Raw genomic sequence first — 26,119 nt, 5'->3', positions numbered from 1 at the left:
TGCTCACTTTTTTAAATCAGAATTTAAAAAGGTTGATAAAACTTAGGTAAAGTAGCTATAAAAAAGCCCTTGTAAAACTAATTACAAGGGCTAATATCTTAACTAAATTTCAGTTAAAGCTTGTAGCTAAATCCAAGAATAAAGTTACGCCCATAATCTTGGTAATCACGCACTTGTAAAGCATTATCACCACTTAGTGTTGTAAATGGTTCTTCAGTGATATTTTGTACTTGGAATGTAACATTTAAGCCATCTAAGCTCTCAACACCTGCTTCGCCAAAATCGTAACCAACTTGTACGTCCCAAATTGTTTCACCTAAGATATTCACTTGCTGAGTTTCATAACCTGCGTTGTAAATATCACCTTTAAAGTCACTACGTTTACGCATACTAGTACGTGCTTGGAAGCCATAGTTTTCATAATAAAAAGTTAAGCTTTCAATTTTATCCGACAAACCAGGTAATTCGTATTCATTACCGTTTTGATCTTCAATATCTTGTTCAATTCCTGTATGGCTGGCAATTAAACCAAAACCTTCTAATGAATCACTAAAAATATTAAACGGTAGAGCAAGAGACAATTCATAGCCCCAAAGATCTCCACCACCGCCATTCACTTTACCTGATCCAGTACCGGTACTATTCTCTGGTATCTCACCCGTTGAAGGGTTAGCAACTCCTGACATATCAACTTCGTATACACCATCAAATATCCATTGGCTTAAGTCTTTATAAAATACAGCCGCTGAGAAGTATCCTTCTGCACTAAAGTAGTTTTCATAAGTAAAATCAAAACCCGTTGCTTCTTTTGGTTCAAGTGTAGGATTACCACCAGATACTGACCAATAGTTGCCATTCTCATCAGGACGCTCAGAATTATAGCTCGCATTAACAGAAGCATTCATTTCATCTAGGCGGGCTCGTGAGATAGTTTTAGCGGCACCAAAACGCACAGTTTGATTTTCATCTAGCGCTAAAGATAAATTAAGACTAGGTAAAACATGACTATAATCGTGTGACACATTGTTAGGAACGGCTTCAACTAGACCAGTCACGTCATTCGGCACAGCCGCAAAACCTTTCGAAGATTGCTCAGTTCTAACATAGCGAACACCAAAGTTACCTGTTAATGGTAGTTCACCTACTTCAGCATTAATATCAGCTTGAACAAAAAACGCCGTAACTTTTTCTTGAACTGTGTACGACTGCGTAGTGTGTTTTATATCCGTTAAACTTTCTTGAATTGAGTCATAATATCCATCGTCAACTAGTGCACGGGTATCATAGGCAATCATATCCCCCATACCGATAAAGCCTAAGCTAGCTGTTCCGAGGCGATATTGCTCTGGAACGACAAGCGTACCAGGATTATCTAATGAGAAATCGCTTAATGTTAAGTAATACCCTTCAGACTTTTTACTCTTCTCGCGGTCGCGATATGACATACCAAAACTTACTTTGCTTAAGTAATCGTTTTCTAATAGCTTACTTGCTGCTAGTTTTAAAGTATGTAGTTCATCATTAACTTCAGGTGCATTAATAAAGCCATCTTGTGCGGTGTTTTGATAAGCCGTATCATTTAAGCCGTACTTATTATTTAGCGCTGAGCTGGTTCCCCATGACAAAGGGCCACCTAACTGAATTAAAGCATAATCACTATAATCTAACTCGTGGCTAAATTTGGCACCGGTATTGCCGCCATCAAGTGAGTAACCAATGTTGTCAGCAATACCGTTTGCATCGCCACGGCCTGTGCCAGAATAACTTTGTAAGCTCCAGTCCTTACGCTCAACTTCAGATAAGCTCGCATCAAACTCTACCGACCATGAATCGTCAATGTCATATTTAGTATTAAATCCAAATTGCGTTAATTCAGCATCACGTTCTTCAACATCATTGCGAACTACAACGCGTTGACCTTGCGTTGTTGCACTGGTGATAAAGCCAGACTGTTCATCTACAGTAACACTATTCGGGTCGATGCTACCTTGACCCCAGGCGAAAGGTACTTCAATACCACGTAAGATTTTTTCATCGTTAAAATCTACATATAACGCATCAAACGTCATGTTTAGACGATCATTTGGTGCAGCTTCCACTACTAGCATCGCTGAATCACGTTCAAGTGTTGATGAACGTACGAATGGTTTAGCTCCGCCTAAGATTGAATAATTCTGTCCATCAACGTCGAATTCAGGGTATCCCCAAGAATTCCAGCGTTTTTCTTGGTTTGGTGAGCTCATCGTGTTGTAAGCAAATGCAACACCTATAGTGTCATCTGCAAACTGATCAATGTATGAAACCGTGCCACGAAAGCCTTTATCATCACCATCAGGATTTAGCTTATCAAAACCTGACTGCTCTAACTGACCATTAAACATGATCACGCGCTCGCCTTTACTTAAAGGCTTTACCGTTTGCATGTCGATTACACCGGCAATACCTTCAGCTTCAATACTGGCACTTGGTGTTTTATATACAGTAACGCCGCTCATTATTTCTGATGGGTAAAGGTCAAACTCAACACCACGGTTGTCACCAATCGATACTTGCTCACGACCATTAAATGTTGTTGCGCTTTCGTTTTCGCTAAAACCACGAACACTTACACGACTAGCACGGCCATCAAGACGCTGGGCTGTTAAACCTGGTAAACGTGCGATTGACTCTGCAATAGATGTATCTGGAAGTTTACCAATGTCTTCAGCAGAAATTGACTCAACCACCTGTGTTGAAAAACGCTTAGTATTTATTGATTCTACAACACTACCACGAAAGCCTTTTACTTCGATAACTTCTACGTCATCGTTTTTAACTATTTCTTCTTGTGCTGCTACAGGGGCAAAGCTTGTAAAACCTGCAGTTGCCATTGCTAACGTTAATATACTTGGTTTGAACATAGACATGATGTTTTTCCCGTTACCCATATTGTGATACTCGCTTCTTTATTTGAGTGATAGTCAAACTGGCGAGCTAATTTTGTTGTCAGCGTCAATATTAACGCTCGAATTATTTTATTAACAACTTTATGCATACGTATTCAGAACTATGCAACGCCTTTCAAATTAACAATTAATTCACAAAGTGAGAGCTAACCTATTGATTTTATATTTATTATTATGGTGCAGCATGATTGTTAATGGGTTTAATAAAAATACATATATTCGCACTGTAGAAAACCCATGATACAGCGTGTAAATAGCGTTAAATAAAACATTTTTTAATATTTACATAAGTTATTTTAATAATTTCTATTTATGAAATTGGTAAGACCAATCATCGCTTTCACCAATACCGTGCAAGCCTTTTAAAATAAGCACCAAAACAGATCGTGCTATTTTATTTATAAGTAAAAAGCATGATTGGTAAAGTTAGCAATAAAAATACATCACCTTAAATACACCTTCTTAAAAGTACATTTAACTAAGTAAATTAGCTGCATACGTATGCAGGCTTTTTACAGAGTAGCCCCCTTCACGTATGCTTTTTGAAAATTTAGTGATTGTGTTAATCAAACTAATAACAATATAAATACTGTGTGGAACGACGGAGAAAAGCATGGCCCAACAGCAGTGGTATAAAGGTGCGGTTATTTATCAGGTTTACCCGCGAAGCTTTCAAGACAGCAATAACGACGGTATTGGTGATCTTAAAGGGATAATTAATCGCATCGATTACATCAAAAGCTTAGGTGTTGATGCAATTTGGATTTCTCCTTTTTTTAAATCACCAATGAAAGACTTTGGCTACGATATAAGTGATTATCGCGATATAGACCCACTGTTTGGTGACTTAAACGACTTTGACGAATTAATAAAAGAAGCCCACGAGCGTGACATCAAAATTATAATTGACCAGGTGCTCAGTCATACATCAGACCAACATCAATGGTTTTTAGACAGCCGCGAAAATCAAAACAATGATAAAGCAGACTGGTATGTATGGGCGGATGCTAAAGACGATGGTACAGCACCTAATAACTGGCTATCTATTTTTGGTGGCGGTGCATGGCAATGGGAGCCTCGTCGTGGTCAGTACTATTTGCATAACTTTTTAACCGAACAGCCCGATTTAAACTTTCATAACCCTGATGTAAGAAAAGCAGTACTTGATAATGTTGAGTTTTGGCTTAAAAAGGGCGTAGATGGTTTTAGGCTTGATGCTATTAACTTTTGCTATCACGATGCTCAGCTACGCGATAATCCAGCAAAGCCTAAAGATAAGCGCCAAGGCCGTGGCTTTAGTGAAGATAACCCATATGCTTTTCAATATCACTATTACAACAATACACAGCCAGAAAATATTGAGTTTATGCAAGATATACGAGCATTACTTAATAAGTACCCTGGTACAGTATCGTTAGGTGAAATTTCATCAGAAGATTCATTAGCCACAATGGCAGAGTATACTCAAGGCGGCGATAAGCTGCACATGGGTTATAGTTTTGAGCTATTAACAGATGATTACTCAAGTGAGTACATTAGAGAAACAGTGCAAACACTTGAACAGCGTATGACTGAGGGTTGGCCATGCTGGGCGTTTAGTAATCACGATGTGGAACGTGTTGCGAGCCGCTGGAGCCAAAATGGTGAAATAAACCCAGCACAGTGCAAAATGCTTACTGCCCTACTAGCCTCGTTACGTGGTAGTGTATGTATGTACCAAGGTGAAGAGCTTGGCTTAGGTGAAGCTTCTGTTGCATTTGAAGACTTACAAGACCCTTACGGCATTACTTTTTGGCCAAACTTTAAAGGCCGTGATGGCTGCAGAACACCAATGCCGTGGGATGACAATGGCTCAGAACATGCAGGCTTTAGTGATGCAAAACCGTGGTTACCTGTAGATAACGCGCACACTCAACGTGCTGTATCTGTTCAAGATAAAGATTCAGACTCTATACTTAATGCTTACCGGGAGTTTATGGCATGGCGTAAACAGCATGCTGTGTTACTAGAAGGTGATATTGAGTTTATTAATACACAAGAGCCTATACTCGCCTTTTACAGAACGCTAAATGAGCAGACAATGCTGTGTGTGTTTAATTTAGCACAAACCAATCAAACACTTGAGCTGACTAAAACAGTGACTGAAGCGCATGACTCACTATCTCATTGTAGTGCTACTTTAGAAGGTAATACGTTAAGCATAAGCGGTTTTGGGTGCTATTTTGCTTTTGTAAATTAATAACGCCTTACATATAACTTAAAGCCCGATTTTATCGGGCTTTTTTGTGCGCTCAAATTGTGGGCTGCTATAGCTGGCATTAAGACGAAATACCGGCCACTAAAACACTAATTTAACCTTTTTAATGTGACTGTGTTTTACTATTTAAATAATCAGTAAGCGCAAATAATACACCAGAGCTGACAAAGGTTACGTGGATTAACACTTTCCAAAATAACTCATCACTTGAATGAATATTTGAATTAATAAATACTTTTAAAAGCTCTACTGCCGATATAGCGACTATTGCACTGATCAACTTCATTTTTAAACCAGAGAAGCCAACCTTGCCCATCCATGATGGCCTATCTTCATGGCCATCAATGTTAAGCTTAGATACAAAATTTTCATAACCACTAAAAATTATAATAAGTAATAAACCTGCCAATAAGGCGGTATCAACCAGCGTAAGTATACCTACTAATAGCTCTTGGTTAGTCGCGCTAAAAGTGGCAATTCCCATTAAATAAAGCTGCTTAAAAAACTTAATAAGCAGTAGTATTACAGCAAATAGTAAGCCCACAAAAAACGGCGCCAGTAACCAACGACCTGTAAATATAAATGACTCTAAGCCCTGCTCTACTTTATGTATTTTACGGGCCGTATTAGTTGCTTTTGCTTGATCTTCCAACATTAATCTATCTTTTTATAAAAAAGCGACATTAGCTTATAATTTATTTAAGCACAATTACTTATATATTTATTTTTGAGTAATTTACTCATCTTGACGATAAAAATTTTTCGTTATCTTTTATTTTCAATTCGATTAAAAATCAGTATACCAACAGAGTTGTTCTGCATTGGGCACTATTTAAGTACAACATTAAAATGTATTTAAATCGTCAAACCATTTATTTAGGAATAAACAAATGAATAAAGCATTGCTAGCATTAATAGTAGTACCTCTTTTTGCTGTATCTGCAACATATGCAGTCGCAGACGATGCACCAGCGGCGTCTGCACAAACAATAACAGAATACACAGATATGTGTGTAAGTTGGGCTAAAGACGACGATGTAAGTAACGAAGACTTATATGCATATGTATTACAGTGCGTAAATGATGAATTAGAGTCTGAGGGCTATAAAAAGGTCGCGGCAGTTAAAATTTAAATATATTTATTAAGACTATGTAGCTAACGAGCCATTGCGACACTTAGCTTAATATAAAAAACCGGAATGACATACACTGTTCATTCCGGTTTTTATTAATAAAAGAGCAAGTAACGGGTTAGCTACTCTTCTTCTTTTTTAGCTTTAGTCTTTTTTGCAGGCGCTTTTTTAGTAGTAGCCTTCTTTTTAGGAGCCGCTTTTTTCTTTGCTTCTTCTACCCATTTACCCGCTTCGTAGTGTGCGGTCCAGCCTGTGGCTTTTCCGTCGACTTCAGTCATCACGTATTGCGCTTTATTTTTACGGCTATAACGTACTACCGCTAAATTACCATCAGGATCTTTTTCTGGTGCATCCGCTAAATAATAAAACTTAGGTGAAATACGGTCCCTAAAACGCTTGAGCTCGGCCACTTTAGGCGCGCGCGTCTCGCGTGATTTAGGAAAAGTATTAGCCGCTAAGAAAATACCTGCAGCCCCGTCACGTAAAACAAAATAAGCGTCTGACTTTTCACATTCAAGTTCAGGTATGTGCACAGGGTCTTCTTTAGGTGGCGCAGCTTCGCCGTTTTTAAGTAATTTACGCGTGTTTTTACACTCTTCGTTGTTACACCCAAAGTACTTACCAAAACGCCCCGATTTGAGCTCCATATCTGAGCCACACTTATCGCATTCGATAATCGGACCATCGTAGCCTTTAATTTTAAAGGTACCTTGCTCAACAATATGCCCTTTACACGCCGGGTTGTTACCACACACATGAAGCTTGCGAGTTTCATCAATTAAATAGGAGTCCATCGCCGTTTCGCATATTGGGCAGCGCTTCATTTGCATTAGAGTTTCAGTTTCAATGTCTTCAACATCTGCAGCCACCGCTTCATCACCTGATACTAGGTTCATCGTTGTGGTACAACGCTCTTTTGGCGGCAAATTGTAGCCTGTACATCCTAAGAACACACCTGTAGACGCTGTGCGGATACCCATTTTTCTACTACACGTAGGGCAGTCAATATCGGTTTCGACCATTTGGTTAAGACGCATACCGCCCTGCTCTGGCTCACCTTTGGCAATATTTAATTGTGTAGAAAAATCATCATAAAACTTATCAAGTACCTGCGTCCATACACGATCACCTTCGGCGATGTCATCTAAGCGACCCTCCATTTTTGCAGTAAAGTCAAAGTTCATTAAATCAGTGAAGTTTTCTACTAAACGGTCTGTGACTATTTCACCCATTTTTTCAGCAAAAAAGCGACGATTTTCTACTCTTACATAACCACGGTCTTGAATTGTAGAAATGATAGATGCATACGTAGACGGACGACCAATACCCCGTTTTTCAAGCTCTTTGACTAAGCTTGCTTCACTAAAACGCGCTGGCGGTTTAGTAAAGTGCTGTTTAGGATCAAGCTCAATTAAGCTCAGTACTTCGCCTTCTTTAACAGCAGGAAGAGACTGATCTTCTTCATTCTTTTTACGCACTACTGGTTGTACTTTAGTCCAACCATCAAAGCGTAATACTCGACCTTTTGCTTTAAGTTGAAAGTCGCTTGCGGCCACAGTAAGCGTTGTAAGATCATATTCTGCAGGTACCATTTGGCAGGCAACAAACTGACGCCAAATCAACTCGTATAGCTTTTTAGCGTCCGCATCAACACCTTCTACATGTCCAGAAAGTACTGTTACGCTTGAAGGACGAATCGCTTCGTGCGCCTCTTGCGCATTACCCTTTGAGCTGTAACTTATAGGCTCTTTAGGCAAATATTTTGCACCAAACTCTTGGGTTACATAATCACGACACATGTCAACCGCATCTTTTGACAAATTAGTTGAATCGGTACGCATATAAGTGATGTAACCACCTTCGTATAAGCGCTGTGCAAGCATCATGGTCTTTTTAACGCCGTACCCTAAGCGAGTGCTTGCAGCTTGCTGCATTGTTGAGGTAATAAAGGGTGCACTTGGGCGACTTTTACTTGGTTTTTCTTCAACGCTTATAACTTTATATTCAGCTTTTTCTAAGCTATTTACTGCAGCTGTAGCTTGGGCCTCATTAACTGGCTTAAAGGGCTTGCCTGCTTGCTTGGTGACTTCTAAGCGTAATTGTGCCTCAGTATTTCTAACATCGGCGTGGATATCCCAAAACTCTTCTGGAATAAACGCTTTAATTTCACGCTCTCGCTCAACTAATAAACGCACCGCAACCGATTGCACACGCCCAGCAGAAAGCCCGCGCGCTACTTTAGCCCATAACAATGGCGATACCATAAAGCCAACTACACGGTCTAAAAAGCGGCGTGTTTGCTGTGCATACACCATATCGGTATTAAGCTCACCGGGTGTTTCAAACGCTTGTTGAATGGCATTTTTTGTAATTTCGTTGAATACAACGCGCTTGTACTTTTCTGGCTCACCGCCAATGATTTCTTGAAGGTGCCAAGCAATAGCTTCCCCTTCTCTATCCAAATCCGTTGCAAGATAAACTTGGTCTGCATTTTCGGCCAGCTTTTTAAGCTCTTGAACTACTTTCTCTTTCCCTGGCAAAACTTCGTAATGTGGTTGCCACCCCTTTTCAGGGTCGATCCCCATACGTGCAACTAAATTCGTGTAATCTCGTTGCTGTTTATACGCTGCTTTTTCTTCAGGTGCCATTTTTCGAACTTCAGCAGGCGTTTTTGTCGCCGGTACTTTAGCTTTGCTCGAACCTGAAGTAGGTAAATCACGCACATGCCCAATACTGGACTTTACGATGAAGTCTTTACCTAAGTATTTATTAATTGTTTTAGCCTTAGCAGGTGACTCTACAATTACTAGCGATTTGCCCATAGTTGCCTATTTCTAACCAAATATTTAAATGTGTTTTGCCGACATAAACGGCGCGAATATTTATAGGTATATCTACAAACACCTATTGTTACAAGCTTTTAATACAAACTTTTCAGTATTTACTGAATAAACAAACAATTTTTGTTGTTAAATTATACAAACGGGTGTTTTTACAATAATTGCTGTGGAATATATAGAACACAAATAAAAAAGCCAACCTTAAAGGTTGGCTTTTTTTAAATTCCACCCATTATAAATCGTCAATTACACTTACAGAAAGCGTGCTTTCTAGCCCAGAAGGTGCTTCAGCTGTAACAGTTAAAATGCCGCTAAACTGCTCATTGCCACCATCTAAGTCTTCACGCGTAATACCAAAAGATAAACCAACAGGTACGATGCTTGTTGTATTTGGATAAGTATAGTTATCAGTGCCTGTCAAAATGCCATTGTCTGTGTTAATAGAAATGGTTGTTTCAGCAGGCATTGGATTGTTATAAATGTCTGCTATAAATACCGTAAGCCCTAAACTAGCTGTTCCAGATGCAGTTTGGGTTAAGTCTATTGCATCAACCTGACACATAAGTGCACTGGTTGGGTCGTTTTGGACAAGGCGCACCAGTGGGCTAGCAGGGTCGCTGTTAACACGTACCTCTGAGGCCGTTGCCCCTGCAATAGCAGAGCAATCATCAGCGTATGTGACTAACCTAAAGAAAGCCGTATCACCCGACATCACAATTTCTTGGTTTTGAAACACGTTAACCATTTGACGGCTACAAATACCCGCAATTTCGTCTTCTTCACGGCACAGTAAGCCATTATATAAACCATTTTGTGTGGTCCATGTACCATTACCATCAAAATCTACAAACTCTTCAAACTCATCACCTGTAGAGTTATCGCGTGAACATGGATCTGTACCATCATTACAGTCTTTGCCCCCGTAAGTGCCATCTTCGTTGTTATCGATAAAGGCTTCTGGAATATCAAATAAGTCATCAAAAAAGTCTTCACTGTCGAAGTAACCGTTACCATTTAAATCAGAAAAGGTTTCTTCACCAATGGCATAAGCATGAACAGTAGCGCGTCCACCGAGTGGTAAATCTACAGTTAAGTCATTATTTAGGATACCCAATGGGCATGGTAAGCCGCCATCACACTTTTGCGCAATCGTATTTTCGTACATTGAATCTGTAAACGGACGTGGGTTACTACTGGTCCACGTCACACTACATGCACCATTGGTTGTGGTACAGCTAGGCTCTATAACCCCCCCCTCAGTAATAAAAGTAACAGCAGTTCCATCTGGTACTGGATTATTAAAATGATCAGCCAAACGAGCATTAACCGATACTGTATTGCCATCAACATTTAATGCGTGTGGGTTGAAAATAGAACGGGATAACGAAAAACTATTTTGATCTGCAATACCAGTACTAACTACCAAAATATCTGAAGGCGCCGTTACAATAACCGTATCGCCGTTAACCTCTTCTTCGCTAGATGCAATAACGCGTACAGGTGTAGCAATTGAACCAGATTGAACAGAAGTCGTTACTTCACCGCTGGCATTAGTAATTGCACTAGCAGTACCTAATGTTATTCCACCAACAGCGGTTGATAGTTCAAAATTAACCGTTCTTGACGCCAAATCGTTACCATTTGAGTCAACAAGCTTGAATGTTATTTCTGAAATTTCAGTTCTATTAGCACCACCCGTGCCTTTTAACGCAATAACAGGCTCAGTTACTTCTACGAATTGTAAAAAACCAATATTTGCGGGTGATACATTAATAGTGGTACTTGCAGAAACCGTATCGCCACCGGTGATCACGGTAGCCGTAATTATGTCGCCACCCACACAAGTAAGCGGACGGTATGTAGAGCGTGCAAAGCCGCCAATGCTGGTTACTGTTTCGTCTATAAGTGCTTGGCCAGAGCCAACACAACCAGATGAAAATTCAACAGTAAGTGGTGTGGTATATAGCTCACCGTCTTTTGAGATTTCAATTGAGATAAGCGCTGTTGCACCTGCAGCTAATAACTCATTGTTTGCAAGTGAGCTGCTAATAGCAATTTCAACATCTACAGCAGCAATTTGAAATGCCTTGGTTAAATTGCTCTCAAGCACTGACACAGTAATTTCACCGGCGCCTACATCTTGACCTGGCACTATATCTAATAACGCAATACCGTTTTCATCGGTAATAGCCGTGCCTGTTGATGGAGTAATTGAACCAATAGTTGTACTTGCTGTCACTAAAGTTTGCGTGAGTGGCGTTGTCGAATTCTCGTTAGTCACTTCGATGTAAAGAATCGCTGTTGAATCACCAGAAATACTTGTCACTGTCTCACATTGGCTTGCATCTCTTTGCGTTTTAAAATTTGCAGGGCAGTTTTCTAAAATTGAAAAATTGATATCTGCTGTGCTTTGATCTGGGTTTACAGCGTCACCTTTAGTATAAAACCCCAAGGTTTGTTCAACACCTTCGTACTGAGCTGTAACAACGCCTGCCCCTTCGACGGTACCAGAGGTTAAGTTAATTGATGCAACGCCTCTTTCATTAGTTAGTGCAGTACCAATACTTGGTATTAAATTACCTAGCGTAGAAGTAAAGTTTACTACAGCTCCCTCAACCTGATTGCCATCACCGTCAAGAATAGTGGCTTGTATAACCGCACTATCGGCTGCACTTATTGTGCTGATTTCAGATAGCGTAGATGATGATTTGAGACTTAAGCCAATTGAAAAGTCTAATGACTCACCTTGAATAGGCGCATCACCTTCGGTTGTAAACGTGTAACCTTCTGAGCTAAAAATAGTATTCTCATTATCAGTATAAGTGGCAACAATAGAGCCCGCTCCCGCTTCAGTCCCTGCAAGCAAATTAATTGTTGCTATACCTTGCTCGTTCGTCAAAGCGGTACCATTAGTTGGGTTGATAGTGCCCAAACCAGTGAGTACAAATTCAATTAACTCATAAGCTGCTGGCTCATTATCAATCAATAGCTCTACTTGAGCAGTAGCAGGGTTTAAATAGTCAACACTTCGAGTTGCTCCACCTGATGAATCAACAAGCGTCACACTTAATTGCGGATCTGACGATTGAGCACCATCTGACTCAAACGCAAATGTGTCTGTATAACTTGCTCCATCGATTGTATATGTTGCTGTTACCTCACCGGCTCCAGCGTTCTGCCCTGCGCTTAACTCTATCGTTGCTACACCGTCAGATTGTGTTAACGCCGTACCAGTTGTTGGGTTTAGCTCACCGATTGCATCAGTCAGAGTAAAAGTAATTCGCTCGCCCGACACTGTGTCACCATCATCGTCTTTCAATGTTGCTCTAAGTTCGAGAGGAGCCGCGGCAGTGACTGTGTTTGACTCAGTATCACTTGATTGTATGTAACCTTTAAGTGTTACTGTGTAAGTAGATGTTTCTGATGAAGAATCACCATCATCGCCAATGGTGCCGTCTTTTTCGATTGTTCCACCACCACCACAAGCGCCAAGCATGATGCTAAATAGTGTAATGCTGAGTAGTCGCGTTAAAGGCATGGACCTCTCCCTAGCGTTGTTATTATTTACTGATAATTGTTTACCTAATATTAACCTATAACTTAGTCTAATATCACAGTTTTTTATCACTTTTTTATGTAAAAAATCCCGCAAAGGTTATTTTTTTCTGTAGTAAATATTTCCTTGCTGGTAGTCTATGGCAAATTTGAAAAAATAGATTAGGGAATATGTCTAAAATACGTTCAATGAGTTTAACCACCCGTATCATGATAGGTATGGGACTTGGTATTGCAGTAGGCTTTTTATTTCAAGCTATTTTAGCTGGTGAAGACGATTATCTAATTCCTCTTGGGTTATTCTCTTTGCCAATTAAAGCTTTTTTTGTGGATGGCCTTTTCCATGTTGGCGGACAAATTTTTATTGCCAGTTTAAAAATGTTGGTAGTACCGCTGGTTTTTGTATCTCTTGTATGTGGTACATGTAGTTTAAGTGATCCTAAAAAATTAGGCCGTTTAGGTGGTAAGTCTATAGGCTTATATTTAGTGACAACTGCCGTGGCTATTACGGTTGCTATCTCACTGGCTTTACTGTTTAACCCAGGTCAGGGTATTGCTCTGCCATCAGATGCAAGTTTTAACGCAAAAGAAGCCCCTACACTCGCTCGCGTTATTATCGATATGTTTCCTACTAACCCATTTGAAGCAATGGCTAAAGGCAATATGTTGCAAGTTATTGTGTTTGCGCTTTTATTTGGTGTTGCAATGGCACTAAGTGGTAAGGCAGGTAAGCGTGTAGCGGCCGTATTTGAAGATTTAAACACGGTTATTTTAAAACTTGTTACATTACTAATGAATATTGCACCTTACGGCGTGTTCTTTTTAATGGCTAAGCTTTTCACAACGATTGAAATGGGCTTAATTGTGAGCCTTGCCAAATACTTCTTAGTGGTTGTAGCTGCATTACTTATTCATGCTTTTGTTAACTACAGCATTATTTTAAAAGCGCTAACAGGTCTAAATCCGCTAATTTTCTTAGCTAAAATGAAGCATGCATGTTTATTTGGCTTTAGTACTTCAAGCTCTAGCGCGACGATGCCTATTACACTTGAAACCGCGACCAAAAAACTCGGAGCAAATAACTCAGTTGCCTCTTTTACTATTCCGCTTGGTGCCACCATTAACATGGACGGCACAGCCATTATGCAAGGTGTTGCAACGGTATTTATTGCACAAGTGTTTGCTGTTGATTTAACAATATCTGATTACTTAATGGTTATTTTAACCGCTACGCTTGCCTCGGTAGGCACCGCGGGCGTACCAGGCGTAGGTTTAATTATGCTTGCCATGGTACTTAACCAAGTAGGTTTACCAGTAGAAGGGATTGCCATTATTATTGGTGTTGACAGATTACTCGATATGACGCGCACAGCCGTTAATATAACGGGTGACTGTATGGTGACCTGTGTGGTTGCAAAATCAGAAGGTCAATTAGATGAAACGATATTTAACGACCCGAACGCAGCTAAAGACTTAGAAGATTACCACAAATCTACTGAGTAATTATTCAAGCCCATAAAAAACCCTTGCTAAGCAAGGGTTTTTTATTACTTTTAATAACGCTTTATGGGTTCATTACTTTAAAGCGCGACATTAAATTAACGCCTGCTTTATTGATAGAACTACTAAGCCCAATTGCTAACTTATCACTTAATCCTTTCTTAATTTTGTATTTAACTTTGTATATTTGACGCTCATCTTGTTGCTCTAATAACGCATCATCACTGGTTTTAATGATATCAACTAAGCCCTTTTCAATTGCTTGTGTTGCAAACCAGTGCTCGCCCGTTGCCACATTATCAATATTAAGTGTTGGCCGTTGGCTGCTTACAAACTCTTTAAACAAACCATGTGTTTGCTCTATTTCGTCACGAAACTTTTCGCGGGCTTTATCTGTGTTTTCTCCAAATAATGTGAGTGTACGTTTAAATTCACCTGCTGTAATTTGCTCAAACTCCACATCATTTTTCTTTAATATTTTATTAAAATTAGGTATTTGTGCAATTACACCAATAGAGCCAACAATAGCAAAAGGAGCGGCTAATATTTCATCCGCTACGCAGGCCATCATGTAACCGCCACTAGCTGCAACTTTATCTATAGATACAGATAGTTTAATCCCTGCTGTTTTAAAACGCTGTAATTGCGATGCAGCTAAACCATAGCCATGTACCACTCCGCCACCACTTTCTAAGCGAACTAAAACTTTATCTTTTTCAGGGTTAGCAATGGCAATAATTGCAGTCACTTCTTCGCGTAGGCTTTCAACTTCGTGTGCATCCATACTACCTACAAAATCAATAACATATAAGCGTGGCTTTGGCTCATCATTTGCTGCTTTTTTAGACTCGACTTTTTGCGCTTTATGATGCGCTTTTAACTCTTTTTTAGTTAACGTGTTTTCTAAAAAACTATTTTTTAGATTATCTAATTGCTCAGACAAATCGTCTATTTCTATCGCCCCTTTTTTAGCTTTTGGCTTGACCGCTGAGCCAACAATAAGCGTTAAAATAATTGCAATGGCAATAACAAAGGTAACCGTTTTAGCAAAAAACAAACCGTATTCGTATAAAAATTCCAACTGGTTTCTCCATTTATAAATTTAAGCTAATTTATCATGCTTTATCACAAAAAAAAGCCACTAAACAGTGGCTTTTCAAGGTTAATAAGGTTTTTGCTGATCAATCAGTCACCACCTCTGGGTTACTGACTAATAACATACGACCACGTGCCGCTAAATAAGTCGCTACTTGCAGCTGCATTTCAGCGTTTGCGGCAGCACTGCCTTCAACAGTAGCCGCTTTAGCTTCATCTTGCGCTGGTGTTAAAATAGAGCCATGATGCCCTTTAGTGAATTTAACTAAGTAGCTTCCAGGGGTTTCACTTGGTGCTTGCGAAGTACTTACTGTTTCAAGACCCATTAAATTAGCTAAAGGAATTGTGCCCGATATAGGATTATTTGCAGCCGCTGGCGGTATAACTTGATCAGGTTTGTTATCAGCGCCATCGCCCACAACCACATTAGTGTATACAGGTGTACCTAATGCATTTACCGCTGCAGCGTAATTTGTTGGGTCGCCACTATCAAGTGCGGTTTGCGCAGCAAAAGCAAACTCGCTCATTACCCCTTGGATATTAGCAAGTTTTGTGGTTTCTCCTGCTGTAGTGAGTGAGGTTACATACGCCTGATAACCACAGGTTAAAAACGCTTCCATATCTGGTAGGAATGTACCACAGTTTGAAATAGCGTCTGCTTGTAGAAACTCATTAAATTCTTGTGATTCTGCAGTACCAGCCTGCGATAATACAGAGCCCTGAATAAATGGCCCAAACGCAGCTGACTCAAGTAAAAAGCTTGCGATACCACCACCGCCACTAGCAAGTGCTACGGTGTTGACCTTAAATAACGGGTCAACTGTGTCTGCAAGCGGGCTATTAGCCTGTGCTATAAATGCAGGTGCTACAATAGAGCCTAATGAGTGCCCTACATAGGTTACATCTTGAGCATTAATTGTTGCATCATTAATAAAGTTTAACCCTAAGCGTAAGCCTAATAAATCTGCAGATGATTGGCGTAAGCTATCACGCGCAACTAATAGCGAATTTAGGTTCATGTAGCTAAGCACTGACCCTGTTGTTGCATTAAAGTCATCTGTACCATCTGCATCAACATCTACACCACGTTCGCCATGGCGAGGGTGATCGATTGCGGCGGTAGCAAAACCTTGAATTGAAAGCTGTGCAGTTAGCGCCAACATGCTTTCTTTGTCGGTTGTTATACCGTGTTGCATAATAACAACGGGCCAGCCTGCTTCTGGCATTTCAATGGGTTCAAGGCCTTGTGAATCACGAATAAAGTTAATAACCGGTAAAATAGGTTTAGTTATTTGCACTGGCACATTCGCCATGCTTTGCACTTTAGGAATGGAGTTATACTTAGTTAAATGGCGGGTAGAGTCTAAACCTAAATCGCGAAGCTGACCATTACTTAATGCAGCACAAAGTGCATCATTTTCACTAATTGGCTCTGCAGGAAATGCTTCCCCTGCTGCTGCTTTGTAGCCTAAAATAGCTACCGCGTTGTCACACATACCTTGCCAATATGTATCATTTAAGTCGCTTATTTCAGTACCGGTTGGCGTCCCTAAATACATGGGCAGCATTACGCTACCTTTTAAGTATTGCACACCAGAGAACGCATCCGATACGCTAACACCCGCAGCTGCAAATACTTGCTGTACATTTATCATTGCTTGTTCAGGTACATTTACCATTGGCTTTGGTAAAGCATCGTTTTGCAAGCTCGCTGCTAGTAAGTTTTTAATTGTACCAAGTACAGGCCCTGCTGACTGGATGGTCATTGCCGCAGAGAATATAATGTCGTCTTTGGTGATGTCACCTGAACTTACCACTACATTTTCATAACTATTTACAGCTGCTTGAAGGCCCAGCTGAGCATCTGTGATTAGTGGGGCTTCTTCACTGACTAAAGCATAAGTAGAAGATGGTTGAATAGAGCGCCCTTGAGAATCTTTTAACCCTGTGGTTAATACATTTATGTATGAACTACCCGGTGTGAATGGCTTTAAGGGTACAACAGCCACAGCGTCGCCAGAGGCTTGAGTAATAAAGTCTACCCCGTAGGTTAATTCGCCAACCAGTTTACACGCTGTACCAGCTGCAACCGTTGCACAGTCTGGATCGGTTAAGCTTGCCCCCATCACCACTTCAAAAATCCTTACTGTACCAGGCGATGCTGCAGAGGTTTCATCTAACGATACGCCAGTAGGGAAAGTTAAATCAATTTTGTAAGGTACCTGTGATGACCAGCCATCCAGCGCGCCTAGGGCTAGCTGTGGGTCTGTATAAGCAGTACGAGGTACTGAAACATTATCGTCATCTAATTCCCCAGGAATATTAATTGTGCCATCTTGTGTGCCGCTCATTAATAAATCGTTAGGAACAGATAAAACCCCATTAGCAGGGTCAAAAGTAACCGTAGCATTTGGAATTACGGTTGCAGTGTCGTTTTTAACATCTTCTAATGTTTCTCCGCCGCCACAACCTGCCAAGGCAGCTGTAACCGAGAGTGAGAGTAGCATTTTTTTCATATTTTTAGCTCCGCACATATCTTTATTTTTATAGTGTGTTCGTTCAAAGTAAGTGTGTTTAATCAGTGTAGTAAAGTTAAAACAATGTAATCAGTTTATTAATGAGACATTAGACCAGTTAAACTTAACGTAAAGTTTATAATTCCGCCACCTAAATTTTCAATAAATTCGATTACTTGACGATTTGCTATGTTAAAATCAAAAAAATTTTATAAATTGGTATTTATATGCAAACTTATCAAGCAACTCCAAATGCACTTCAAAATAAAGTAATTTTAATTACAGGTGCCGGCGATGGTATTGGCCGTGTAGCAGCAATTACCTACGCAAAGTATGGCGCCACAGTTATTTTACTTGGTAAAACAACAAATAAACTCGAATGCGTTTACGATGAGATTGTTAATGCTGGTTACCCTCAGCCTGCTATTGTGCCAATGGACTTAAAAGGCGCGACAAAACAAAACTACCGCGATTTAGCAGCCACAATTGAAAGCCAATTTGGTAAATTAGATGGCTTACTCAATAATGCGGGTATTTTAGGATCGCTTGGACCACTTGAGCACTTTTGCTCTTCTACGTTTGAAAACATCATGAAAGTGAATGTGACAGCGCAAGCTATGATCACTAAAGCACTATTTCCTGTACTGCGTAAATCAGATAATGCTTCTATCGTTTTCACCTCATCAAGCGTAGGCCGGAAAGGCCGTGAATTTTGGGGCCCTTATGCAATTTCTAAGTTTGCAGTGGAAGGTATGATGCAAACGTGGGCCTGTGAAGTAGGCAAAACGAATATCCGCGTCAATTGTATCAACCCTGGCGCTACACGTACTTCTATGCGTGCTGCCGCCTATCCAGGGGAAGATCGCGATAAACTTGCAACCCCAGAAGATTTAATGCCAACGTATCTATATTTAATGAGTGATGACTCAAGTGATGTAAACGGTGAATCTCTCGATGCACAACCAAAAAGGTAAGATGCATTTTTAATTATAAAAAAAGCCGCAAAAACTGCGGCTTTTTTGTTAGTAATCTATTTTAAAAGCGATATTACTTACGTTTAGTTTGCTTAACGCGCTGGTTATGCTTTTTAACAGCTTTGCGAATTTGGTTAATTTTAGCACGCTTATCTTTGCGTTTTTCAGGCATTACCGACAGTTTAGTTTGTGTTTCACGGCCTAATTTAACGGTTTTACGCAAATAATTTACGGTTTCTAAATCAAGCTCCGCCCAACCACCTTGTGGCAAACGCTTATCTAGCTCTAACTTTCCATAGCGAATACGTATAAGACGAGACACTTCTACATCTTGCGATTGCCATAAGCGTCGTACTTCGCGGTTTCGACCTTCATTTAGCGTTACATTATACCAACGGTTAATACCTTCCCCCCCCATCGGCTTTACCGTTAAAAATTTAGCGGGGCCATCATCAAGCTCAACTCCACGAGTCAAGTTTTTAATAGACTCATTGGTTACCTCACCAAATACTCGGGCTGAATATTCGCGTTCAACTTCATAACTTGGGTGCATTAATCGATTAGCCAATTCACCATCATTGGTAAATAACATTAAACCAGCCGTATTAATATCCAATCGGCCAACAGCAATCCAGCGCTCACCGTCTATACGTGGTAAACGATCGAAAACAGTGCGGCGCCCCTCAGGATCCTTGCGTGTACTCAACTCCCCCTCAGGTTTGTTATACATAATGACACGGCAAATACGGTCTGCTTTTTCTTCAATCTTAACAGTATGGCCATCAACACGTATTTGGTCTGTCTCCTCAACACGGTCACCAAGTTTAGCCACTTTACCATTAACACTAACGCGATTTGCATCAATATACTTTTCCATTTCACGTCTTGAGCCTACGCCAGCACGGGCTAGGACTTTTTGTAACTTTTCACCTTGAATACTCATTCGGATGGTTCTCTCACAGAAGGATCACTTAATAACTGGTTTATTTTGCTTTGCTGCTTCTGAGGCAATGCAGGGAGCTCATCTAAACCGGCTAACGAAAAATAATCTAAAAATAATTTTGTAGTTGCATAAAGTGCGGGTTTACCCGGTACCTCTTTGTGCCCTACGACTTTAACCCACTCTCGCTCAAGGAGGGTTTTAATAATTGCCGATCCGGTTGTTACACCTCTTACTTGCTCTATTTCACCACGCGTTATTGGTTGCCTATAAGCAATTAACGACAATGTTTCTAATAGTGCGCGAGAATATTTAGGTGCCCGTTCTTGCCATAAATTACTAAGCCAAGGGCTTAAACTACTACAGGCTTGAAAGCGATAACCACTGCCTACTTCAACGAGCTTAATACCACGCGTTTGGTAGTGAGTATGTATAGCCTCAATTGCAGTGTTAATTCGTGACATAGAAATAGCTAAATCAGCAAGTACTGTATCTTTTAAGTGGCGTTTACTAACAGGTTTGTCTGCGACAAAAATAGCCGCTTCAATGATTTCAATTAATTGTTCATCACTAACTCGACGACCTGCCATACTGACCTGCTTTGCCCTTCAAAATACGTAGCTATCTATTATGACAGAACATCGCGAAAGGGGGAAAATATATCTGCTTTTAAACCTAATTAAATGCATAAAAAAAGCCAGCAATTAAGGCTGGCTTTTGTGTGTATCGTATTTAGCTAATATTAGCTGTTTTTAAAATGCTTTAATGCATCATCTTCAGCAACGGATTTACCGTATTTGTTAATATAGCCTTTAAACTCAGCTTTACTGATGCGTTTATCATTGTTGCCATCCATGTAACCAAAATGGTTTGAAATATCATCATCATCAGCTTCTTCTACTGAGATATAACCATTTCTGTCGTTATCTAAACTTCTAAAATCATTTTCAATTTTATCAAACTTAGCTATTTTAGCTTTAAATGCCGACTCACTTACTTCGCTGTCAGTCGCCACCTTGCCGGTATTTAACTGCATGTAAGTGTTAAATTCCTTACGACTGATCTCGTTATCCATATTGGTATCAATATTTGAAAAGTGGCCCCAGATGCTATCGTCATCTGCTTCTACTTTTGAAATATAACCATCACTGTCGTTGTCTAAACTTGCAAAATCACTATCGATTTTTTCAAGGCCTTGGTTTGAGGCACAAGCGGCTAAACTTAACGAAGCTAAAATAGTTGTTGCGAGTGTTAACTTTTTCATAAGACGTATCCTTGTAGTTAGTAAATGTCACTTTTACTAATACAAGTCCAGTGCCAAAGTGTACAAGCCGTCTACAATCAATAGGTTACGTGCATTTAGGTTATTTTATATACATTAATCAATTACTTAGCTTTGCAATGATTGCTGCATAGCTTGTAATTTTTGCAAAAAAATACCCAGTATAAACTGGGTATTATTTTAATCTACATGCTACCGCGCAATTAGATTGCTGCGTTTTGGTAACGCTTTACAAACTCAGTAACATTTTGACCGTTACACTTTAACGAGTTTAAGTTACCAATTTTTTGGCGAACAGGCGCAAGACCTTGCTTTAACGCAGTGATACATAACTGTGTTTCTTGATGTGCATCTTTTGCAAACACTTCAACTTTAGTTTCAGCAGCTTGGTTAGACGTTACTTTTTTAGCAATATCACGGATATCTTGTCCATTGCATAAAATACTTTCAGAAAAACGCGATAAGTAAACACCATGCTGTGCTGCTTCTTTACGAGCCGCACTAAAACCTTCATTTGCACTTAGTACACATAATTTAGATTCAAGCTTGTTATCTTGGCTAAAGTATACATTGCCTTTTGCTGATACAGAAACTGAGGCTAATAAAGCAGTAGCTAAAAGTATTTGTGTTTTCATGAGAGAGATCCTAATTGAACGACTAAACGAGTAATTTTTGCGCATTATATATTCAATTATTACGAGATCAATTGAATTTTTTATTTATTTTAATAATTAATAAAGCATTTACAATGTTTAAACTTTAAACACCATTTGTTCAACATTTGTGCAGCTATTTTCTCATTTCGAGCGTGTTATATGGGCTCATTTACTGATACAATTTAGCTATAAAGTCAGTGTCTAATTAAGGGTAAATTATATGAAGGTTATTTCTTTCAATATCAATGGTCTGCGAGCTCGCTTACACCAATTACAAGCAATTATAGATAAACACCAGCCAGACATTATTGGTTTGCAAGAAATCAAAGTTCATGATGAAGCTTTTCCCCTCGATGATGTACAAAAAATGGGTTACCACGTTTATTTTCATGGTCAAAAGGCTCACTATGGTGTGGCAATGTTATGCAAAAATGAGCCGAAATCGGTCTTAAAAGGTTTTGCCAGCGACACAGAAGAGGCCCAAAAACGCATGATAAGCGTGACTATAGAACAAGAAAATGGCCGCGACCTAACGATAATGAATGGTTATTTCCCACAAGGCGATAATATAAATCACGAAACAAAATTCCCTTATAAGCGCCAGTTTTATAAGGATTTAATGACCCATTTAGAAACAAACCATACACCAGATCAAGATGTCATCGTGATGGGCGATATCAATATATCACCTACCGACTTAGATATTGGTATTGGTGAGGTGAACGCTAAACGCTGGCTTAAAACAGGTAAGTGCTCATTTCAACCTGAGGAGCGCGAATGGCTTGCTAAATTGCTAGATTGGGGTTTTAAAGATACATTTAGAGAGCAACACCCCGATACAGACGACAAGTACTCGTGGTTTGATTATCGCTCTAAAGGATTTGTAGACAATCGTGGTTTGCGCATTGATGTTGTGCTTGCTACTCCTGACCTTGCCGAGCGCTGTATTGATACCGGTATAGATTACGAATTACGCGGCATTGAAAAGCCCTCTGACCATGCTCCAATCTGGTCAACTTTTAAATAGTTACTATGCTATCGATTGAAATACAAGGGCTGCTTTGGGCCCTTGTTATAATTATCACCTTTGTTAGCTTTGAAAAAAGTACCTATAGAGCACTTTATAGCACGCCTGAGCGCCAAATAGGGGTACTTGCAGCTGCCTTAGTGTTTGCCATATTGTGGCAAATTAAAGCGGGTATATTGACTGGGCTAGATTTACATATTTTAGGTGTAACAGCTACGACGCTTATTTTAGGGTGGCGCCTTACTATTTTAAGTAGCTTGCTGGCAAGTGTATTATTAGTATCATTTGCAGAGGTTGACCTTAACCTTTTACCCATGCAAATACTCATAGGTGCTTTTATCCCTACGTTATTAAGCTACCTTGGCTTTATAATGAGTTACCAGTATTTACCGCGCCACTTTTTTGTTTATATTTTTGTTTGCTCTTTTATATTGGCAGGCTTTATTGCGTGTCTAAAAATAAGCCTAGGGGCTATATTTTATTTGTTGATAGGGCAATATAATTGGCAAGAGCTGGCTGAAAATTATGTATACCTAAGTGCTATCATTTGGTTCCCTGAAGCAATGCTCAATGGTATGGCCATTACGCTTTTAATAACTTATCGACCACACTGGGTTAAAACTTTTTATGATAAGGACTACCTAGACTCATGAGTCTGCAATACCAATGCCCTTTATGTAATAATGAACTTATAAAACATGGTTCGTCACTACGGTGTGACAACAACCATACATTCGATTTTGCTAAAGAAGGCTATGTAAATTTATTACCTGTACAGCACAAAAACTCCAAGCAACCTGGTGATTCACTTGAAATGGTACAAGCAAGGCGCGCTTTTTTAGAGCGTGGCTTTTATGCATTTTTACAGCATGCATTAAGTGACCTAATTAGTGATCTCAAACCGGATGTATTAGTAGACTTAGGATGCGGTGAAGGATTTTATACGCATGCCATTGCCGATAAAATAGAGGCGCAGGTATACGGCGTCGATATTTCTAAATCAGCCGTAAAATATGCAGCAAAGCGATATCCACAATGCCACTTTAGCGTTGCGTCAATCAGTCAAGCACCGTTTAAAGCAGCCAGTGCAGACGTGTTACTGAGTGTATTTGCACCTATATTTGAGCAAGAATTAGTGCGCTTAGCTGCGCCAAATGCTTCACTGGTAGTTGCAAGCCCAGGGCCATGGCATCTGAAAGAGCTTAAGGATTATATTTATTCAGATGTAGCTCAACACACTGAAATTAACACCCCAACCGGCTTTATAAAAGCAGCTCAACAGCTCATCACTGAGCACGTTAAGCTTAACTTCGCTGATATTAAAAACCTAATAATGATGACACCGTTTGCGTGGAAATTTAGACCCGAGCACTGGAACGCACTCGAACAAAAAGGTGAGCATACCGTCACCTTGTCATTTTATATTACTCAATTTACTAAAATTGCTCTTTAGTAAACGCTTTGTCCATTTTATCAAACATATCTTTTAACAAATTAGCAAGCTCCATATAACGGGGCTTGTTTTCACTTAGCTGGGCTTGGTAGCCATTAGCAACCATTTTAGTATACAGCTCGTTATACCATTTTTGCATACTTGGCTCTAGCGGGGTTTCAGCGCGCTTACCTAGCCAAAATAATCCCTGTAGTGGTAAGGATAAAAAGAATAGAGCGCTTGCGATAGCTTGCGGTAAAAAATCAGGGCCTAAGTAATTAAGCTGAAAAAATAGTGTCAACATGGCTAAAATTGGCATTACAGTTATTGCTAATTCTGTTGCCTTTATTACTTTAAATTCGCTGAATAAAGGTGCAAGCTCTTTGCGCATAGGCCATTTTTTGGCGTACACCCTACCCGTTTGTAATTGTGACATCACACTTTTTTGCATCATGACTCCTCACATCTAAGCTTAAAACCCGTAGCGTTTGCTCGCCACTGAGTAATTAAGTGTAACACAAATAAGTAGCTTAATACTGAAGTAATAAAAGTTAATCTTTTTGTATATATAAGCAACTAAACACTAAACTAAATTTAATAACTGGGTTAAAATACTCCTTTTATAAATTAGACTTTAGTCGCTCTTTTATCACCTTTATGGTGGCTAAGTTTACCTTTAATTTGCACCTTAAGTGTATTGTTCACATCTTAACCTACACTTACTAAATTTATTGTTTATGGAAACTGTATCTATGCCAACTACGCCCTCTAAATCACAACACGTTTTAGTATTAAACTGTGGTAGTTCGAGTTTAAAATTTGCCATTATTGATGCTGATAACGGGCATGAAATCATTTCGGGCTTAGCTGAGCGTCTAGGTTCAGAAAATCCATCTATTAAATATAAATACCAGGGTGAAAAAACTGTTATCACCTTAGCTGCTAATCAAGCACATGGTGAAGCAATTAATACGCTTGTAAGCCTTATAAAAGATCACCATTTAGATGAGCATTTAATTGCAGTAGGCCACCGTGTTGTGCACGGAGGTGAGCATTTTACTGAGTCGGCATTAGTAAATGATAAAGTTATAGCGGGTATCTCCGATGCATCAAGCCTTGCTCCTTTACATGGCCATGCAAACTTACTCGGTATTTCATCAGCGCAGGCTTCGTTTTCAGGTTTACCACAGGTTGCTGTTTTTGACACTGCGTTTCATCAAACTATGGACAAAATAGCCTACTTATATGCTCTACCTTATAAATTATACACAGAGCATGGTGTTCGCCGTTACGGTATGCATGGCACGAGCCATTATTATGTAGCAGGGCAAACTGCTAAGTTACTTAATAAACCTGTTGAGCAAAGTAATTTTATTAGTGCACATTTAGGTAATGGCTGCTCAGTATGTGCGATTAAAGGCGGTAAAAGTGTTGATACTAGCATGGGCCTAACCCCGCTTGCTGGGTTGGTCATGGGCACTCGCAGTGGTGATATCGACCCAGGCTTATTCAACTTTTTAACCACGCAACTTAATTACGATGCTAAACAAATCGACAACTTACTAAACAAAGAAAGCGGCTTATTAGGTATTAGTGAATTGTCTAACGATTGTAGAACCATTGAAGAAGCCGCAATAGCTGGCCACGAGCAAGCTACCCTTGCGCTTGATATTTTTTGCTACCGCCTTGCGAAACAGATTGCCGCCTACATGGTGCCATTACAAACACTAGACGCTATTATTTTTACCGGCGGTATAGGTGAAAACTCAGACATTATTCGCGAAAGAGTTATCGAACAACTGGCGTTTTTAGGTGTTGACTGCGATAAGCAAGCCAATTTAGACGCGCGATTTGGGAATGAAGGTGTCATTAGCTCTGAAAAAGCAACAACTAAAGCGATTGTTATGCCGACTAATGAAGAGTGGGTTATTGCCCTTGATGCCGCTAATATTGTGAAGGAGCTTTAA

The 26,119-nt window shown here is 39.8% G+C and carries 19 protein-coding genes; 8 read left to right on the top strand and 11 right to left on the bottom strand.

Going from position 1 to position 26,119, the window contains the following annotated elements:
• Window positions 1-113: 113 nt before the first annotated feature.
• Window positions 114-2,906, bottom strand: coding sequence for a TonB-dependent receptor (locus tag AABI99_RS02180; protein ID WP_338363038.1), 2,793 nt, complete (start codon window positions 2,904-2,906; stop codon window positions 114-116).
• A gap of 652 nt (window positions 2,907-3,558) precedes the next feature.
• Here AABI99_RS02180 and AABI99_RS02175 point away from each other — a divergent pair.
• The gene (locus AABI99_RS02175; RefSeq protein WP_338363037.1) at window positions 3,559-5,184 is read left to right on the top strand and encodes an alpha-glucosidase family protein; all 1,626 of its coding nucleotides are present in this window, start codon (window positions 3,559-3,561) and stop codon (window positions 5,182-5,184) included.
• 121 nt (window positions 5,185-5,305) lie between these two features.
• Here AABI99_RS02175 and AABI99_RS02170 read toward each other — a convergent pair whose 3' ends face one another.
• Entirely contained in the window at window positions 5,306-5,857 is a 552-nt protein-coding gene (locus AABI99_RS02170) for a TIGR00645 family protein (protein WP_338363036.1), read from the bottom strand.
• Window positions 5,858-6,092: 235 nt separating this feature from the next.
• Here AABI99_RS02170 and AABI99_RS02165 point away from each other — a divergent pair, with 235 nt between their 5' ends.
• Complete coding sequence (locus AABI99_RS02165; protein ID WP_338363035.1) at window positions 6,093-6,335, top strand: hypothetical protein; 243 nt, start codon at window positions 6,093-6,095, stop codon at window positions 6,333-6,335.
• Between the two features lie 122 nt (window positions 6,336-6,457).
• On the opposite strand, the gene topA is transcribed toward AABI99_RS02165, so the two are convergent.
• Window positions 6,458-9,157 carry a type I DNA topoisomerase gene (gene topA, locus AABI99_RS02160; protein WP_338363034.1) on the bottom strand — a complete coding sequence of 900 codons (2,700 nt, stop codon included), beginning with the start codon at window positions 9,155-9,157 and terminating at the stop codon, window positions 6,458-6,460.
• Between the two features lie 250 nt (window positions 9,158-9,407).
• Complete coding sequence (locus AABI99_RS02155; RefSeq protein ID WP_338363033.1) at window positions 9,408-12,713, bottom strand: invasin domain 3-containing protein; 3,306 nt, start codon at window positions 12,711-12,713, stop codon at window positions 9,408-9,410.
• Window positions 12,714-12,901: 188 nt separating this feature from the next.
• On the opposite strand from AABI99_RS02155, the gene AABI99_RS02150 reads away from it, so the two are divergent.
• Window positions 12,902-14,233 carry a dicarboxylate/amino acid:cation symporter gene (locus AABI99_RS02150; RefSeq protein ID WP_338363032.1) on the top strand — a complete coding sequence of 444 codons (1,332 nt, stop codon included), beginning with the start codon at window positions 12,902-12,904 and terminating at the stop codon, window positions 14,231-14,233.
• A gap of 61 nt (window positions 14,234-14,294) precedes the next feature.
• On the opposite strand, the gene sohB is transcribed toward AABI99_RS02150, so the two are convergent.
• A complete protein-coding gene (gene sohB, locus AABI99_RS02145) occupies window positions 14,295-15,311 on the bottom strand; it encodes a protease SohB (RefSeq protein WP_338363031.1) in 1,017 nt (338 codons plus the stop codon).
• Window positions 15,312-15,411: 100 nt separating this feature from the next.
• Entirely contained in the window at window positions 15,412-17,841 is a 2,430-nt protein-coding gene (locus AABI99_RS02140; protein WP_338363030.1) for a VolA/Pla-1 family phospholipase, read from the bottom strand.
• Window positions 17,842-18,068: 227 nt separating this feature from the next.
• Between AABI99_RS02140 and AABI99_RS02135 the strand changes: the two genes are divergently transcribed.
• Entirely contained in the window at window positions 18,069-18,815 is a 747-nt protein-coding gene (locus AABI99_RS02135) for a YciK family oxidoreductase (RefSeq protein ID WP_055015002.1), read from the top strand.
• A gap of 73 nt (window positions 18,816-18,888) precedes the next feature.
• On the opposite strand, the gene rluB is transcribed toward AABI99_RS02135, so the two are convergent.
• The 4 genes from rluB to AABI99_RS02115 all read right to left on the bottom strand — a co-directional run bounded on the left by rluB (window position 18,889) and on the right by AABI99_RS02115 (window position 21,672).
• On the bottom strand, window positions 18,889-19,758 hold the full coding sequence (gene rluB, locus AABI99_RS02130) for a 23S rRNA pseudouridine(2605) synthase RluB (RefSeq protein WP_338363029.1): 870 nt from the start codon (window positions 19,756-19,758) through the stop codon (window positions 18,889-18,891).
• Window positions 19,755-20,345 (bottom strand): SMC-Scp complex subunit ScpB, encoded by a 591-nt coding sequence (scpB, locus tag AABI99_RS02125; RefSeq protein ID WP_338363028.1) that lies wholly within the window; start codon window positions 20,343-20,345, stop codon window positions 19,755-19,757. The genes rluB and scpB overlap by 4 nt, the downstream gene beginning before the upstream one ends.
• Before the next feature lie 152 nt (window positions 20,346-20,497).
• Window positions 20,498-21,019 (bottom strand): EF-hand domain-containing protein, encoded by a 522-nt coding sequence (locus AABI99_RS02120; protein WP_338363026.1) that lies wholly within the window; start codon window positions 21,017-21,019, stop codon window positions 20,498-20,500.
• Between the two features lie 221 nt (window positions 21,020-21,240).
• Window positions 21,241-21,672 carry an exonuclease III gene (locus AABI99_RS02115; protein ID WP_338363025.1) on the bottom strand — a complete coding sequence of 144 codons (432 nt, stop codon included), beginning with the start codon at window positions 21,670-21,672 and terminating at the stop codon, window positions 21,241-21,243.
• Window positions 21,673-21,913: 241 nt separating this feature from the next.
• On the opposite strand from AABI99_RS02115, the gene xthA reads away from it, so the two are divergent.
• Genes xthA through AABI99_RS02100 form a run of 3 tightly spaced genes read left to right on the top strand, consistent with a single transcriptional unit; the run spans window position 21,914 to window position 24,173 of the window.
• Window positions 21,914-22,720: an exodeoxyribonuclease III gene (xthA, locus tag AABI99_RS02110; RefSeq protein ID WP_338363023.1), complete on the top strand. Its 807-nt coding sequence runs from the start codon at window positions 21,914-21,916 to the stop codon at window positions 22,718-22,720.
• Window positions 22,721-22,725: 5 nt separating this feature from the next.
• On the top strand, window positions 22,726-23,373 hold the full coding sequence (locus AABI99_RS02105; protein ID WP_338363022.1) for an energy-coupling factor ABC transporter permease: 648 nt from the start codon (window positions 22,726-22,728) through the stop codon (window positions 23,371-23,373).
• Window positions 23,370-24,173 carry a putative RNA methyltransferase gene (locus tag AABI99_RS02100; RefSeq protein WP_338363020.1) on the top strand — a complete coding sequence of 268 codons (804 nt, stop codon included), beginning with the start codon at window positions 23,370-23,372 and terminating at the stop codon, window positions 24,171-24,173. Before AABI99_RS02105 ends, AABI99_RS02100 begins: the two co-directional genes overlap by 4 nt.
• Here AABI99_RS02100 and yfbV read toward each other — a convergent pair.
• On the bottom strand, window positions 24,157-24,603 hold the full coding sequence (gene yfbV, locus AABI99_RS02095) for a terminus macrodomain insulation protein YfbV (protein WP_338363056.1): 447 nt from the start codon (window positions 24,601-24,603) through the stop codon (window positions 24,157-24,159). The two genes, AABI99_RS02100 and yfbV, sit on opposite strands and share 17 nt — an antisense overlap.
• A 301-nt stretch (window positions 24,604-24,904) precedes the next feature.
• Here yfbV and AABI99_RS02090 point away from each other — a divergent pair, with 301 nt between their 5' ends.
• Window positions 24,905-26,119, top strand: a complete 1,215-nt coding sequence (locus tag AABI99_RS02090; RefSeq protein ID WP_338363018.1) for an acetate kinase — start codon at window positions 24,905-24,907, stop codon at window positions 26,117-26,119.

Source organism: uncultured Pseudoalteromonas sp., assembly GCF_963922945.1.
GTDB lineage: Bacteria > Pseudomonadota > Gammaproteobacteria > Enterobacterales > Alteromonadaceae > Pseudoalteromonas.
This window is presented reverse-complemented; position numbering and strand designations above follow the sequence as displayed.